At 46.7% G+C, this 15,881-nt stretch carries 12 protein-coding genes; 3 read left to right on the plus strand and 9 right to left on the minus strand.

All coding sequences use genetic code 11. The features are described 5' to 3' along the window. Positions 1 to 586: 586 nt before the first annotated feature. Together AAE02nite_RS14940 and AAE02nite_RS14945 are read right to left on the minus strand one after the other, a co-directional pair. A complete protein-coding gene (locus AAE02nite_RS14940; RefSeq protein ID WP_146898962.1) occupies positions 587 to 1,363 on the minus strand; it encodes a TerC family protein in 777 nt (258 codons plus the stop codon). Between the two features lie 101 nt (positions 1,364 to 1,464). Then, positions 1,465 to 1,956: a YajQ family cyclic di-GMP-binding protein gene (locus AAE02nite_RS14945; RefSeq protein WP_146898965.1), complete on the minus strand. Its 492-nt coding sequence runs from the start codon at positions 1,954 to 1,956 to the stop codon at positions 1,465 to 1,467. A gap of 247 nt (positions 1,957 to 2,203) precedes the next feature. Here AAE02nite_RS14945 and AAE02nite_RS14950 point away from each other — a divergent pair, with 247 nt between their 5' ends. Continuing rightward, complete coding sequence (locus AAE02nite_RS14950) at positions 2,204 to 2,641, plus strand: GNAT family N-acetyltransferase (protein WP_146898967.1); 438 nt, start codon at positions 2,204 to 2,206, stop codon at positions 2,639 to 2,641. 5 nt (positions 2,642 to 2,646) lie between these two features. Here the strand turns inward: AAE02nite_RS14950 and AAE02nite_RS14955 are convergent, their stop codons facing one another. Together AAE02nite_RS14955 and AAE02nite_RS14960 are read right to left on the minus strand one after the other, a co-directional pair. Beyond that, a complete protein-coding gene (locus AAE02nite_RS14955) occupies positions 2,647 to 3,117 on the minus strand; it encodes a DUF4174 domain-containing protein (RefSeq protein ID WP_146898970.1) in 471 nt (156 codons plus the stop codon). A 2-nt stretch (positions 3,118 to 3,119) separates the two neighbouring features. Further along, positions 3,120 to 3,728: a hypothetical protein gene (locus tag AAE02nite_RS14960; protein ID WP_146898973.1), complete on the minus strand. Its 609-nt coding sequence runs from the start codon at positions 3,726 to 3,728 to the stop codon at positions 3,120 to 3,122. A 178-nt stretch (positions 3,729 to 3,906) separates the two neighbouring features. Here AAE02nite_RS14960 and mfd point away from each other — a divergent pair, with 178 nt between their 5' ends. After that, positions 3,907 to 7,266 (plus strand): transcription-repair coupling factor, encoded by a 3,360-nt coding sequence (gene mfd / locus AAE02nite_RS14965; RefSeq protein WP_146898976.1) that lies wholly within the window; start codon positions 3,907 to 3,909, stop codon positions 7,264 to 7,266. Between the two features lie 177 nt (positions 7,267 to 7,443). Here the strand turns inward: mfd and AAE02nite_RS14970 are convergent, their stop codons facing one another. Together AAE02nite_RS14970 and AAE02nite_RS14975 are read right to left on the minus strand one after the other, a co-directional pair. Beyond that, complete coding sequence (locus AAE02nite_RS14970; RefSeq protein WP_146898979.1) at positions 7,444 to 7,833, minus strand: hypothetical protein; 390 nt, start codon at positions 7,831 to 7,833, stop codon at positions 7,444 to 7,446. Between the two features lie 126 nt (positions 7,834 to 7,959). Then, positions 7,960 to 8,352, minus strand: a complete 393-nt coding sequence (locus AAE02nite_RS14975) for a hypothetical protein (protein WP_146898982.1) — start codon at positions 8,350 to 8,352, stop codon at positions 7,960 to 7,962. A 203-nt stretch (positions 8,353 to 8,555) separates the two neighbouring features. On the opposite strand from AAE02nite_RS14975, the gene AAE02nite_RS14980 reads away from it, so the two are divergent. Then, positions 8,556 to 9,095: an LEA/WHy family protein gene (locus AAE02nite_RS14980; protein ID WP_146898985.1), complete on the plus strand. Its 540-nt coding sequence runs from the start codon at positions 8,556 to 8,558 to the stop codon at positions 9,093 to 9,095. 34 nt (positions 9,096 to 9,129) lie between these two features. Here the strand turns inward: AAE02nite_RS14980 and AAE02nite_RS14985 are convergent, their stop codons facing one another. From AAE02nite_RS14985 to AAE02nite_RS14995, 3 genes are read right to left on the minus strand one after another with little or no spacing between them, the layout of a single operon-like run. Further along, positions 9,130 to 10,467 (minus strand): OmpA family protein, encoded by a 1,338-nt coding sequence (locus tag AAE02nite_RS14985; RefSeq protein ID WP_146898988.1) that lies wholly within the window; start codon positions 10,465 to 10,467, stop codon positions 9,130 to 9,132. 25 nt (positions 10,468 to 10,492) lie between these two features. Then, the gene (locus AAE02nite_RS14990) at positions 10,493 to 11,524 is read right to left on the minus strand and encodes a PorP/SprF family type IX secretion system membrane protein (protein WP_146898991.1); all 1,032 of its coding nucleotides are present in this window, start codon (positions 11,522 to 11,524) and stop codon (positions 10,493 to 10,495) included. A gap of 12 nt (positions 11,525 to 11,536) precedes the next feature. Beyond that, positions 11,537 to 15,514 carry a PKD domain-containing protein gene (locus AAE02nite_RS14995; RefSeq protein ID WP_146898994.1) on the minus strand — a complete coding sequence of 1,326 codons (3,978 nt, stop codon included), beginning with the start codon at positions 15,512 to 15,514 and terminating at the stop codon, positions 11,537 to 11,539. Between the last annotated feature and the right edge of the window lie 367 nt (positions 15,515 to 15,881).

Here is a 15,881-nt window from a genome sequence, read left to right on the forward strand (position 1 = left end):
CAGCCAATCTCTGATTGGCGTATTCAGCTTCAGCTACTACTAAATAAATACCAGGCCAATAATGCCGTTTCTAAAATAAGGCAAAATAACCAACCTTTTAATTGGAAGAACTTTTGCATCTGCTGCAAAGACTTGGTTAACTTCAGTAGCAGTTTTTAGTAATAAGTTGGTTTTATTCAATAGGCCAATCAGAGATTGGTTTTCCTAATAATGCGTAGAGCGCTGCGCTAACTCTACGCATAACAACATTGAAAACACCTTTATAAGAAGCTATAAAATATTAAGAAATATTCTAAAGCTGGAGAGGCAGTAGCTACTGGCAACTGACAGCAGTTTGGGCGATGAGGGCCTTTAGGGATTCCGGTGCGCAGCATTCTGAAGCAGGAGGAAAGGAAGACATAACTGCCCAAACGAGCCCCGCGGCCGGGAGCAAACTTAGGAAGATGCTGCCAGTTAGCACCAGACCATTGAAAGATGGAATCTTTCAAAAGATATGCAAATGCGTATTATTCCAAAATAAAAAACGCCGGTTTAAATTAAACCGGCGTTTTCCTTATCATCATTTGCTTCTTAAGCAGACCGAATATTAATCCAACGTTGAATCGCGCAACTGTACAGGCTCACTTTTCTTACGCAGGCGCATATTCAGCATTTCTACCAGCAGCGAGAAGAACATCGCAAAGTAAATATAACCTTTTGGTACGTGCGTGTGCAACGATTCCAGGACCAGCATAAAGCCAATCATAATCAGGAACGACAGGGCCAGCATTTTGATGGTTGGGTGCTTGTTCACAAAATCGGCAATATATTTGGCAAAGGCCAGCATAATACCCATCGAAATAATAACCGCGACAATCATAATAATTACATTATCTACTAAGCCTACCGCCGTTAAAATGGAGTCGAATGAGAATACAATATCAACGAGTATGATCTGAACGATAACTTTCACCAGGCTCTGCGGTGCTTTTATAGCGCCTGTGTGCTCTTCTTCGCCTTCCAGTTTATGGTGAATCTCGGTAGTACTTTTAGCAATTAAAAACAAGCCGCCGCCTAATAAAATCAAATCGCGGCCGGTTACACCAAAATCTTCGCCGTTCCAGGGCAGCACCACCGAAAACAAAGGATCTTTCAAGCTTACAATCCAGGAGATAGAAAGGAGCAGCAAAATGCGAAAAACCAGCGCCAGCATTAACCCAATGGTACGGGCTCGACCTTGCTCCGAGGCAGGCAATTTACCCGCCACAATGGAAATAAATATAATGTTATCAATGCCCAGCACAATTTCCATGAAGGTCAGGGTTAGTAAACTAATCCAAAGGTCCAGGCTGGTCCAGTCTATGCTATTAAAAGCTTCTATCATTGTTGGGGGTTACAGATAAATTATGTAAATAAAATTTATTAACGTGAACACAACTATTTTAAACTTTCAAAATAAAAGCAAATCAATCTGCAGCCTTCAGGCTAAGATTTCATGTTTACGTATTGCAGCGGCAGCCCCAGGTCTGCCCGCCGGAGTAGCGCAATAACGTCTTGCAGGTCATCTATTTTTTTGCCGGTAACCCGCACCTGATCGTCCATGATAGCCGCCTGCACTTTCAGCTTGCTGTCTTTAATCAGCTTTACTATTTTTTTAGAGCTTTCTTTATCAATGCCGGCCTTCACTTTAATATCTTTTTTAATCATGGGTCCCGACGGATATTCGGCTTCCGAAAAATCCAGGGCCGTGGCATCCAGCCCCTGTTTTACCATTTTGCTTAAGATAATATCTTCTATTTGCCCCACGCGCATGGAGTTTTCGGAAGAAACATGAATAATATTGGTTTTCTTATCCAGTTCCACGCCGCCTTTGGTATCCTTAAAATCGTAACGGTTCTGAATTTCTTTCTTTACCGTATTAATGGCATTTTCCAGCGTTTGCGGGTCTACTTTACTTACAATATCAAAAGAGGCCATATGACTGAGTTAAAAACTTTAGTTTATAAGAAATGTATACACGTGCAATACGGCATAAAGTTAATATTTTAGGAGCACAAAATTGAAGGAGACCGGTTGCCGGCTAAAAATATACGGTGTTTTAAGGTTAGGACTGCTACCGGAAGGGTTCTGCTACGGATTAAAAATGATCTTTCGATTGCTTTTTTACCCGGCATAGAAGCTGGTAAATTGTTTAGCCGGAGTAAATTTATTTTTATTTGCAGGTATGAAAATCATTACCCCCGCTACCGAAACCGATTTTGATAAATATTACCGTTTACGCTACGACGTATTACGGGCGCCCTGGCAACAGCCTCGGGGCAGCGAAATAGCCCCGGACGATGCCACCGCCACCCATGCTTTAATGCTGAACGAAGCCGACGACCCCATTGGCGTTTGCCGCCTGCACCTGCCCACACCCGCCGAAGCGCAAATCCGGTTTATGGCCATTCATCCGCAATACCAGGGTCAGGGGTTAGGTAAAAAAATATTAACTTATGTAGAAGAGAAAGCCCGGGAACAAGGGGCCCAGTACATTACCTTACAGGCCCGCGAGCAGGCGGTTCCTTTTTACCAGCGGGCCGGTTACCGGGTAGTGGCTAAAACGCACCTGTTATTCGGCGAAATCCAACATTACCAGATGCGAAAAGATTTGATTAAGTAAAATTACTAGGGTTCCTGCCGGCGCATTTCCTGTTGCCGCATGGGCATGGCATCTATAATATTAAAGATAGTGCCGGGTTTAATTACTTCCTGGGCCCGGTATTTTTCGGTGCCGTCCTTGCCCACCAATATTACCGTAAACTGGTCCGGCTTTATATTATATTGTTCGCGTAAAATCTCGGGGCCGGGCAGCTTTACTGTTTTTGAACTACTGGTATTTACCTGGTTGCCCAGCACGCCCAGCACCACCAAATCGCGGGCAGTTAATTCCTGGTTGGCTTGCAATAATAATTCCTGCTGCCGTTGCCAGCGGGCATCGGCCGCCGTGGCGGCAAAAACCAGTACCACCCGCTTTTGCGATTTAGCCGTGGGCATAAGTGAGTGCATCATGGGTTTGGTTTGTGCCTGTAATTTTAGCGGTGGTAAACCTAAAAATAATATTACGACAGCACCGATAATAAAAGCTATATTTTTCACAGTTACAAATTAAAATACCGGGTAAACTTTTCCGGGTTACCGGCAAATCCCAGGGGAGCCTGCCAGACCACCCGCCTTTCTCTATTCTCGCGAACTTCGTGCCGAATTATAAAAGCCAACCACAAAAGGAAAATAAAAAGGTAAGGCAGTAAAATATTAATGTATATAAACTTACGATGGGTGGTATGCCGGTGCTCACCCGATAAAAAATACCCTCCTAAAATTAACAAAGAAATAAACAGCAACGGCCCCGTCAGCAACACCATCAGGTAAGTGCCCCACCAGTCTTCGTACACAAACACTAGCGTCATGCACGAGAGCGCTACGCTTAAACTACTGAAAGCGCCCAAAAAGGCTAGTTTAACGTGCGCAAACACAAATACAAACGACAAACCGGTTTGCAGCAAAAACAAAAAAGCCAGAAAACTCATGGCCACTACAAACACCACTTGCTCGCCGGGCAGGTGCGTAAATTTTAACAGTAAGCCCACCAGCACCAGCATCCCGGTCAGGAACAGAGCCGACCTGAAAGCATCCAGGAATAATGCCAGTTTTGTATTGATGGCGGATTTAAAGCTTTGCTTATCCGGCGCCAGAACAAGTTGTTTCATCGGGTTGGGGCTGCCCACCAGCTGGTAAAAGTTTTTACATAGATTAATTTACATAATAAACTGCTGTTTTGTACGTAATAAACCCGATAATGATTTTACCCCATAACCCGCAGGCAAAGTAAGTAGTAAAGCACAAAAAGCTTTATCTTTGCATTTTATTTAGCGAACGCCAATACCCTTGAAAATTAAAGATTTCCTGGAGCTTTACCGCCGCGACGCCCTGGTAAATACCGTGGCCGAACGGTTAAAATCCGCTCCTGCTTTTCATATCCAACTGAAAGGTTTGGTGGGCAGCCTCGATGCTGTTTTAACGGCGGCCGTAGCCGGCCTGCTCGACGAGACCCACCACCTGGTAGTACTCCACGACAAAGAAGAAGCCGCTTATTTCCATTCGGATTTACAGAACTTGTTCGATGGCGAAAAGGACACTTTGCTGTTTCCGTCGTCGTACAAGCGCCCTTATTCTTTCGACGAGACCGAGAACGCAAATATTCTGATGCGGGCCGAGGTGCTGAATTTGCTGAACAGCAAAACCGGCAACGGCCTGGTAATCGTAACCTACCCCGAAGCCCTCACCGAGAAAGTAATAAATAAAAAATCGCTCGTTGCCAATACCTTTGGGGCCAAAGTGGGCGAAAAACTCGACACCAATTTTCTGAACGAGGTTTTAACCGAGTATGACTTCGAACGGACTGATTTTGTGTACGAGCCCGGCCAGTTTGCTATCCGGGGTGGCATTGTCGATATTTTTTCTTACGCCAACGATCTGCCTTACCGCATCGAATTATTCGGCGACGAAATAGAAAGTATCCGGACGTTTAACCCGCACACGCAGCTTTCCGTGGAAACCAAAACGCAGGTTTCGATTGTGCCCAACGTGCAAACCAAGCTGTTGCAGGAAACCCGCGAACCGTTCCTGGAATTTATTCCGGCTAATACCAAAATCTGGTTTAAAGATGCGCGGCAGGCCTTTGATGTTATCGACGAATCATTCGATAAAGCCGTACAGGCCTTTGAATATTTATTGCTGACCAGTGGCGGCACCCAGGTAGTTTCCAAGCCCGAAGATTTATTCGAAAATGCCAAATCGGTTAAGAAGCTGCTCGATAATTTTGTAACGGTGGAGTTTGGCAAGCGCTTTCATTTTAAAACCCCGGAAATAATTCAGTTTGAAGTAAAGCCGCAGCCTTCTTTTAACAAAGACTTTGGCTTGCTGGTCAGCAACCTCCACGAAAACCAGTCGCATAACCTCGTCAATATTATTGCGGCCGATTCACCGCGCCAGATTGATCGCCTTACCACTATTTTCGATGAACTCGACCACGACGTAAAATTCCAGCATTTGGGTATTTCGCTGCGCGAAGGTTTTATCGACGAAAACGCCAAGGTAGCGTTGTACACCGATCACCAATTATTCGAGCGGTATTACAAATACAAAACCAAGGAAAAATTCTCAAAGAGCAAGGCCTTAACTTTAAAAGAACTGCGGGCCCTGCACCCCGGCGATTACGTCACGCACGTCGATTACGGCATCGGGCGATTTGCGGGCCTCGAAAAAGTAGATGTAGGCGGCCGCATGCAGGAAGCCATCCGCTTAGTTTACCGCGACGACGATTTACTGTACGTGAGTATCCACGCGCTGCACAAAATCAGCAAATATACCGGCAAAGAAGGCACCCCGCCCACCATGAGCAAACTGGGTTCGCCGGAATGGGAAAACAAAAAATCGCGCGTAAAGAAAAAGGTTAAAGATATTGCCGAGGAGCTGATTAAACTTTACGCCAAGCGCAAAAGTGCGCCCGGCTACGCCTACACCCGCGACGGCTTTTTGCAGGCCGAACTGGAATCGTCGTTTATTTACGAAGACACTCCCGACCAGGGCAAAGCCACCGAAGACGTAAAAGCCGACATGGAGCAACCGCACCCCATGGACCGCCTGGTGTGCGGCGACGTGGGTTTTGGTAAAACCGAAGTAGCCATCCGGGCCGCGTTTAAAGCTGCCTGCGACGGCAAGCAGGTAGCCGTACTGGTGCCCACTACCATCCTGGCCATGCAGCACTACAAAACCTTCCGTGATCGCCTCGAAAAATTTCCGGTGAATGTAGAATTTATCAACCGCTTTAAAACGGCCAAGGATATAAAAGAAACCCTACAGCGCGTAGCCGAAGGCAAAACCGATATATTAATTGGCACACACCGCATCGTGAGCAAAGACGTCAAGTTTAAAGACTTGGGTTTGATGATTATTGATGAGGAGCAGAAATTTGGCGTTAAAACCAAAGAGCGATTGAAAGAAATGCGTGTCAACGTCGATTCGCTCACGCTTACGGCTACGCCTATTCCGCGTACGCTGCACTTCTCGATGATGGGTGCCCGCGATTTATCGGTAATTGCCACGCCACCGCCCAACCGCCAACCCGTACAAACGGAGCTGCACGTTTTTGACCAGAGTATTATCCGGGATGCGGTAATGCAGGAACTGAAGCGCGGCGGCCAGGTATTTTTTGTGCACAATCGGGTGAGCGACATTGAAGAAATGGCCAACCTCATTTTAAAACTGGTACCCGACGCCCGCGTTACCTACGCTCACGGCCAGATGGACGGCGAAAAGCTGGAAAAGCGCATGATGAAATTTGTGGAAGGCGAATACGATGTGCTAGTATCCACCAATATTATTGAATCGGGTTTGGATATTCCGAATGCCAATACCATTATTATTAACCGGGCGCATATGTTTGGCCTCTCCGATTTGCACCAGATGCGGGGCCGCGTAGGCCGCTCGAATAAAAAAGCTTATTGCCTGCTGCTGACGCCGCCGGTATCGGGTTTGCCATCGGATGCCCGCAAGCGCCTGAGTACTTTAGAAGAGTTCTCGGATTTGGGCGATGGCTTTAAAGTGGCCATGCGGGATTTAGATATTAGAGGTGCCGGTAATTTATTGGGCGGTGAGCAAAGCGGCTTTATCAATGACCTCGGTTTTGAAATGTACCACCAAATATTAGATGATGCGGTGAAGGAACTGAAAGAAACCGAATTCCGCGATTTATTCCTGAAAGGCCCTGACTTAAAAGATTTGGTAGACCAGGTGCGCGAATGTTCCATCGAGACCGATATGGAAATATTAATTCCGGATACCTACGTGAGCAATATTTCGGAACGTTTAAACCTGTACAGCAAACTCGACAGTGTAAAGGACAAAGAAAGCTTAGAGAAAATCCAGAGCAGCATTACCGATAGGTTCGGACCTTTGCCACCGGAAGTGGTGCAATTGATTGATATTGTAAAACTCCGCTGGGAAGCTCAGAAGTTAGGATTCGAAAAACTATCGATAAAGAAGGAAATTATGCGGGGCTATTTGCCGGCCGAAAACAACGACCGGTATTTCCAGGGCGAAACCTTTGGCAAAATATTAAAATACGTGCAACAGCATTCCCGCACTTCGCGCCTGAAAGAAAGCAAAGACAAGCTACAGGTAATATTCGATAATGTTAATTCGGTAGAGAAAGCCAAAGCCATTTTTGAAGCGATGCTGCATTAACTTTATGGCGTTAACTGAACGAAACAAAAGATAGAAGAAATATTAAAATAAGAGCTTATCGAATCCGTTTTCCGGGAAAATGCGTTAGTCTGAGGCTGAACTGTTTTCCGGCGAATGGCTCCGGTGGCCTAATAAAATCAAGAAGAACTTACTGGTGGGTAAAACAGGGAAATACCTTTAGGAACGCAGCCAAGTTTTGGCTTCTTCTATATTATAAAAAACCCGCACAAAGCTCTCTTTGGTGTGGTTCAGGACTTTGTCGGTCGATAACTGGCTAAAAGTACTGGGCGAATATACCCAGGCAAAACACTTTATTCCGGCGTTGCTCAGGCGCGGAAACCACTCGGTCCCTACCCACGCGGCTGCGCCCGACCAGATGCCTTCTACGTGGGTATTATCGTTTAAAACTTTGTGGCAGGATTCATCAATTAAAGCCTGTAATATTTGTTCGCAACCTTCTTTCACCGATTTCACCGTCTGGAAACCGATCCAATTAGCATAAACCCAATTTTCTTCTGCGTTGTAACTAATCTGTATAAAAGATTCACTAAATAAAAGTACTGGCATTATAAATAAGTTTGTTTCGCATACGTAAACAACGCAGTTACGTTCCGGATTATCCGTTTTTATACTTAATTATATTTCTGAACATCCAGATAAAACCAGCCAGATAAAACGCCCACACGCAATTGTTTATCTCGTCCGGAGCCAGATGCGGGCTTCCTCTAAATCATAAAAGGTTTTGATATAATCCGGCTCCATTAAGCTCAGCGTTTTATTTGTAGATAATTGGCTTAGTTTGCTGGGCGAATACACCCAAGCAAACCATTCTAAGCCAGCGTCGCGCATCCGCGGAAACCAGTTGTCGGCGCCCCAGCGGGCTGCTCCCGACCAAATACCGTCTACCAACGAATTATCGTTCAGTACTTTGCTGCACTTGTATTCTTTTAAGTATGTCAGTATTTTTTCGCAGCCGGCCATTACCGAAGTAGTTGTCTGAAATCCTAACCAGTTTACATACAGCCACGCTTCTTGCTGGTCGTAATAAATTTGAATATTGTTTTCTGCAAAAATGAGATATTCCATAACGCTTCAGACTGTCGATAAAAGGGCTACTTCGGCTGGTAACCAGTTCCTGCACTCGGCCAAGGTGCAATTACTGCGGCCGGAAATAAAATAAAACCAGCGTCAGCGGGTTTATGCCAAATAGTTTTATCTGCTTAGCATTCAAAGTAATTAAACCCCTTTTTATCCCTACGTATAACCAAAAAGAAAAATTAAGCTGACTAATGAAAAAAGCATTAAAAGTAATAGGTGTCGTGCTGGCAATATTACTGCTGGCCGGGGTGGCTGCTTTGCTGCTAATCCCGCGCGAAAAAATAATAGCTTACGTGACGCCGGAAGTTAAATACGTAACCGTTACCAACGCCGTCATTAACGATTCTACGGCCTTTATGGATGTAGAACTGCACGTTACCTCCCGTATTCTGCCGGTTTTTGTAGATAGCCTGGCTTACAACTTTTTATTGTATAATCAGAGTTTAGCGAAGGGCCACCAGAAATTTACCCCCGCATCTAAAAGTGGCAACCTGCAGCGGCTTATTGTTCCGGTTACGGTGGCGCATGGAAAAGCCCGGGAACTGGTTAAGCGCCAGGTGGCCGAAGGGGAAAAGTTAGAAGCCCGCGTAGAAGCTTATTGCCGCTTCCCGTTCATTGGCATTCGGCGGATAGATATAAACCGAAAAGTAGACATGACCATACCCGTACTGCCCGGCGCTGATATTATTTCAGGAATATCCAATTCCCCTTTAAATATACCCGTTAAATAGCGGGGCGGAGGGCTGGTACTGGCCTTTCAGAATTTTATTCAATCCTGATTTCTACCCGCCGGTTTCTCGCCCGGTTCTCGGCCGATTGATTAGGCATCAGGGGCTGACTACTGCCAAACCCTTCTATCTTTATGAATGCTGCCGGCGAGTAAAATAATTTTAAATAATTAGCTACCGCCTGCGCTCTTTTCTCCGATAAAATTTTATTCTTGGTTTCAGTACCCGTATCATCCGCATGTCCCCGGATTATTACCGAACCGCTGGAATCCTTTAGTTGCGTTACAAGGTTCTGTATAGTTTTTTGGGCGGGCGCATTTAATTCGGCTGAATTTACTTCGAAGTAAACCAACATGGGCAGCATGGGTTTACTTACGCTGATCTCCGCTGCCCCTTTTGTTTCTGTTAATGGTTCGGCTGCTTGTGGAAGTTCCGCCGTAATATTGTCAGTAGGTTTAATATCGTCCAGCCTTATAAAATAAATATCGGTGTTGCCTTCCTGATTCTCCCGGGTAAAATAAGCCAGGCCGCTGGTTGCATCTAATGTAAAATAACCATCGAAGCCCGCCGTATTTACCGCTGCGCCCAGATTCACCGGCTCCGACCAGTTGAGCCAGGTATTATCCAGCCGGCGGCTCATGAAGATATCGGCATCGCCTAAACCGCCGTGGCCATTGCTGGTAAAATACAAGGTTCTGCCATCGGGCGCCAGCACCGGCGCAATTTCAAAACCAGTGGTGTTAATATTCTTTTTTATTCGTTCGGGTGCCGACCATTCTTTCTCCCCGACCCGCCGGCAAATAAATATATCTTCCATTTGGGTAGTATCGGTTTGCGCAGATAAAAACAGAATACTGTCGTTGGCCTGGAAACAATTTAAAAAGCCACCTTCGGGCGTAAAATTTTGGATGGTAATAGCTTCGGGTTTAGACCACCCGGCACTGGTTCTGGTCGCCAACGATAAGCCGGGGGCCATGCGATTACGGGCCAGGTATACATTATTTAACCAGTTTCCTTTTCCATCGGGGCTCAGGCTGCTAATGGCATTGTTGTAAATATTGTTCAGGGGCGCCCCCGGATTTTCCGGTGGTTGCCATTCATCTTCAATTTTTTGGCTAAACCAGATATCCTGCCCGGCCTTTTCGCCACCGGTGTTTTCAGGATGGCTGGTCCGGACAAAATACAAAGTTTTGCCATCGGGCGCTATTACGGGCATCAACTCATCGTATTCCGAATTAAGGTTGGGCACCGATAATGCTTTGCCCTGGGCCCAGGCTATTCCGGGTAAGCTGAAAAACAGCAAACCGGTGCATAAAAAGATTAACAAAACTCTAAAAATATTCATCCTGCCCTTCCCCATCAGCCACTCCGGCATATTACTTTACTAACCGGTTCAAAAACTACCAACGGTAATACATCGGTGATTTAATCCGGTAAGTATTGCCCATTACAAACCCAATCATGAGTTCGTGGCTGCCGTGGGTATAATTATTCAGGTTAGAAGTGGCCATTTCGTAGGCGTAACCCACATTTAGAACAGCATTTAAATTAAAACCGGCCAAAGCGGCCACCGCATTCTGGTGCCGGTACGATACGCCGCCCCACAACCGCCGCAGGTAGGATGCTTTCAGGTTAAAATCAACCGAAACCGGGCTGGGTTGTACGTATTTTACCAGCACCGAAGGCATTAAAGCTAATTCGCGGCCCAGCCGGATTTCGTAACCGCCCGATAAAAAATAATGATTCGAGAACCGTTGCTGTACCCCTTCGTTCATGCCGCTCAGGTCGAGTGCATTCTGAAACAACTGGGCCACCGAGGCGCCTACAAAAAAATGACTGCCGTACAGAGTGGTGCCCAAACTAATCTCGGGCAGCAGGCGGGCATTTTCGTACTGGCTAATAACCGGGTCGGCCTGCGGGCCAAAATCCAGCTCCGTAATATTCAGGCTGTAGCGGGTAAGGCCGGCGGTAATGCCCGTCGATAGTTTCATCCGGCGATTCATCACCGGCAAATGATACGCGTACGATACTGCCGCACTCAGCCGTTTGTTCGGCCCCATCTTATCCGAAATGATCATGCCGCCCAAACCCTGGTGCGGTTTCAGAAATTTAAAATCGTTTTCTTCTTTGTAGCGCAGCTTGTTAATGATATTGCTTTTGCCCCGCGCCGGTAACGAAATAATAGAGCTGCTCCGATCGTCTTTGCGTAAAGGCCCGTGCACCGACAGGTAAAAAGAAGAAGGCGCTCCTGCCAATCCCGACCATTGGTTGCGGTAGCTCATTTTTAAATCGGTATAATTTTCGATGCCCGCCAAAGCCGGATTTACCAGGTAGCCGTTGAGCATATATTGGCTGTACTGCGGCTTTTGTTGGGCCCAGGTTACCGGAACGAAGCTTAAAGAAATTAAAAACAGTAAGTAAAGCTTTTTCACAACCGCTCCTCCTTATTTAACTATGGAAACATTGCCCACCACTGGTTTATGGCCGTTGTTGGGGTTAATAATATAATAATAGGTAGCCATGGGTAAGGATTTGCCGTTGCGCATACCATCCCAGCGTTTATTGTAGCTGCCTTCATAAACCTGGCTGCCCCACCGGTCGAACACCTGAATAGTGGCGCGCTGGTACTCCTCTATCCCGCCAATTACCCACGTATCGTTGGTGCCGTCATCGTTCGGCGAAAAAGCATTGGGTACTTTTAACTTGGGCAATACGGTTACTTTCATCTCATCGAAACTGGTGCAGCCGGCCTCGGTGGTGGCGGTTATGCGGTAAACCGTGGTTTCGAGCGGCGTTACCACAGCATTACCTGTGTTGGCGTTGTTCAGGCCGGTAACCGGCGACCAGGACAAATTACCCTGGCCGGTACCTTTCATGGTATAAGACTGGCCTTCGATAATTTCCACATCTGGCCCGGCGGCTACCGTCGGAATAGAATTAAATTTAACCTGCACTTCATCGGTTACTTCGGCGCAAGGGGCATTGCTCACCGTCCAGCGCAGGGTATACAACTCCTCGGGCCGACCCGAAAAAGTAGTATTGGTTTGGCTTACATTGCTAATACTGCCGCCCGTACCACTCACAATGCTCCAGCGGCCGGTACCCACCTGCGGCACGGTGGCGGCTAAGGTGGTAGTGGTTACCCCGCATAAATTAATTTGATCGGGTCCGGCAGCGGCCTGGGGTCTTACGGCAATGGTTAAAGTTTTAGAAATTACATCCTGGCAACCAGCGGCCGTTATAACGGTCAGTTTTACGGTATAAGTACCGGCGGCATTGTAAGAATGATTAGGGCTTTGCTGACTGGCGGTGGTGCCATCGCCAAACTCCCAGCGCCATGTATTAATGCTGCCACTGCTCACGGTAGAAGCATCGGTAAAAGTAATGGCCTCTTTCTCGCACAGGTTGCCCGTGTTAAAGGTGGCCACCGGTTTGGGGCTAACTACTATTTGCCGGGTAATCTGGTCGCTGCAATTATTAGCTCCGGCTACGGTTAGCTTTATGTTGTAGGTACCCGGCGTGCGGTACGTATAAGCAGGCTGCCGCCCGGTAGCAGTATTGCCATCGCCAAAATCCCAGGTATAAGCCGTAATGCTGCCCCCGTCGTTAGTCGAAGCCTCTGTCAATACAATAGGTTCGCCCACGCAGACATTTGCAGTGGTAAAAGCCGCGGTCGGGCTGGCAAATATGGTAATATTCTTGCTGATGACTTCCTGACACGAAATACCGGAAGCCACAGTTAGTTTAACCGTATAAGCGCCGGCCCGGGCATACACGTGCGTAGGATTTTGTTCGGTAGAAGTAGCGCCATCACCAAAATCCCACTGCCAGCTTAATATTTTACCAAAAGGAATGGTAGAGGTATCGGTAAATTTAACTCCGTCTTTCTGGCAATAATTCTGGGAAGTAAAATCGGGTTTGGGCACCGCTGAATTAATGGTAACATCGCTGGTAAGGCTTTCCTGGCAGCCGCTGGCCGACGTAACCACCAGTTTTACTTTATAAAGGCCGGCAGCGGTATATTTGTGGGTTGGGTTTTGGTCCGTAGAAGTGCCGCCATCCCCGAAATCCCATTGATAAGTCATGCTGCCGCCTCCTGGTACAGCCGACGTATTCGTAAAAAGTGCGGCGTCGTTCACGCAAATATCGGGCAGGGTAAAGGCAACTTTAGGCTTTGGAAAAATGGTAATAACCTGCGACAGTGTATCGGTACAGGTTTGGTTAGAAGTTACGGTTAAGCGCACCCGGTACCGGCCCGCCTGCTGGTAGGTATGCGAGGGGTTCTGAGCCGCAGACGTACCGCCATCGCCAAAACTCCATTGCCAGGCGGTAATATTCCCTTCCGGAATCGTGCTGCTCTCCGTAAAAGTTGCTACCGCACCTTCGCAGACGGAGGTTAAACTAAATATTGCTTTGGGTTTCGGATAAATAATTACTTTTTGCGAAGTAGTATCCGTACAGCCACCCACGTTGGTAATGGCAAGTTTTACCCGGTATTTGCCCGGTGCTGAAAATAAATGCTGCGGACTTTTATCGGCCGAGGTATTATTCGCACCCGATGCCGGATCGCCAAAATCCCAGCTCCAGCTTTTTAAAGTATTGCCGGTCTTGGGCTCTGAAGTATCGGTAAAAACGGTCGCATCGAGGTAGCAGGGCGTAGTAAAGGTAAAGGCTGCTACCGGGTTTGGGTTAACGGTAAAGTCGTAAGTAATTTCGTCTTGCGCATCGCAATCTATGTCGTTGGAGCGGGTAACAATTAACTTCACTTTGTATTTACCCGGATTCGGATAAATGTGCTCCGGCGATTTTATAGCAAAAAGGTTTTCTGAAATCTGCTCTATACTATTTAAATCTTTTTCCTCGTACACAGGCGTACCGTCGCCATAATCCCATAATATTCGAATAGGCCGGTAAGGGAAATTACCGGTAAAATTCAGGGCTAACCCCGCGCACCCGGTTTCGGTACCGGTGGTCGTGTTCGGAATAATTCTTTTGGTCAGGTCTATTACGTTGGCGCCCGCCGAGTACGCGTACGATTCAACGGGGCCAAAGCCATAAGCCACAGCATTAAAACCGGCACCGGCGACCAGGTTGTGCGTGGGCTGGCTCTGCGAGGAAGCCGTTACATCTTCCTGTAAAAAAGAATAATCCGAATTTGGTATGGCCACAAAAGTGCCCGTTGGCCGCTTACCATCAATCCGGAAAGAGCCCACATCGGCTGTTTTCATAACCACGTTAATGTAATGTTCGGTAATGCGGGTAGGCGGATTGGTTTGGTTCTGCAGCGCCGAGTAAAGCGTGGTACTGGTAACGGTTTGTTCTACCGGGTTTAAAATAACCATATCGGGGTCGCCGGGAATGGTAGGGTTATTTATATCCGGTCCATTACGCGGGTCGCAGGTTTGGGCAATCTGGTACTGCGCTACCGAAATACCTTTATCGGCATTAATAATATTGGCTTTGTTACTCTGAAATTCGATAATAGATCCTTTCCGGTAGGGGTTCAGGAGTGGCGCTCCGTTGGCACTGGTGGTAGAGCCATTTACGCGAACAGTAGTATTATCTTCGCCTACTAATATCCGGTAAACTTCAAAATGACGGTTATAAAGCGGGGCCGTTACAAAATTCTGGCCCCAGGAACTTAGCGGATAAAGCTGCTGGTACAGGTTATCGCCCCCACTGGCGCCCACACAACCAAAAGCCGTCCAGGTACTGCCCGAGAAAACGGCTACTTTTTTACAGGTAACGTTTTCGGGTACATTGGTGGTAATATGGCTCCCGGTCAGGTCTATGGTAGATTGCACCTGGTACACTTCGCCGGTATTTAGGGTAACTTTAAATGGCTTATTGGCTTGCCGGTTACCGCGGGTCTGCTGGGTGGGGGTAATCTGAATGGTAGTATTATCTTCGATGGCCACAATAGTAAACTCCGAAAAACGATTGGGATCGTTTAACAAGGGTACCGACTGTTCGAAATTAAGGGTATAATATTCACGGCCCAGGGTGGCCGCAGGCAACACCAGCGTAGCCGCCGAACGGGCCATCCGGAAAATATGAGAATAAACCACAATATCTTTTTCGGCAGTTACCCGAATACCTTTCCGCTCCACTACCTCCGAGCTACCCACATAAGCCCGGTTACCATCAATGGGCACCACTGTAACGGTGTTCGCCGCCACATTTACCTGCTGGGGCGCTCCGCCGCCAATGGTAATGCTGGCCGTGGTAGCTTCCTCGGCCGTCAGGTATAAAAACATACGCGACAATACGTTATCGATATGCCCGGTATAAGCCACCCAAAAATCGGTTCCTTTGCTAGAAGAATTCTGCGAATAAACCGGCGTAGAATGAAAGAAGGATAGTAGAGTAAAGAAACTTAGGAATAAATAAACTTTAAAAGTACCGGGTAAAATTTTAAGCATACTAATATGATTTCATTAGAATAAGCTGCGTTCTGAGGCTATTTACCATAGCTGGTCAAATTATTTCAAGAATAAAGTTAATTTATATATTCAATAATCGTCTTTTTTTAGTATAAAAATTCCTAAAATTAGTATTATCAGGTATATTCCAGTTGATTGTTTGTCTAATTTCGTTTCTGGTATTGCTATTTTGCCTGATTTCAGCAGGATATCGCCTCTTGTTTTGAACATCTGGAACACCCAATAATACCTGGAACCACGTAGCTGAACAAAAGAAAAACTTAACTATATACTTAAATCTACTTCTAATTAAAACTACCGTATAACCGCTGGTTGGTAAAGATATAAGTTTATTTTAAACCGATAC

This window comes from Adhaeribacter aerolatus, assembly GCF_007991635.1.
Lineage (GTDB): Bacteria > Bacteroidota > Bacteroidia > Cytophagales > Hymenobacteraceae > Adhaeribacter > Adhaeribacter aerolatus.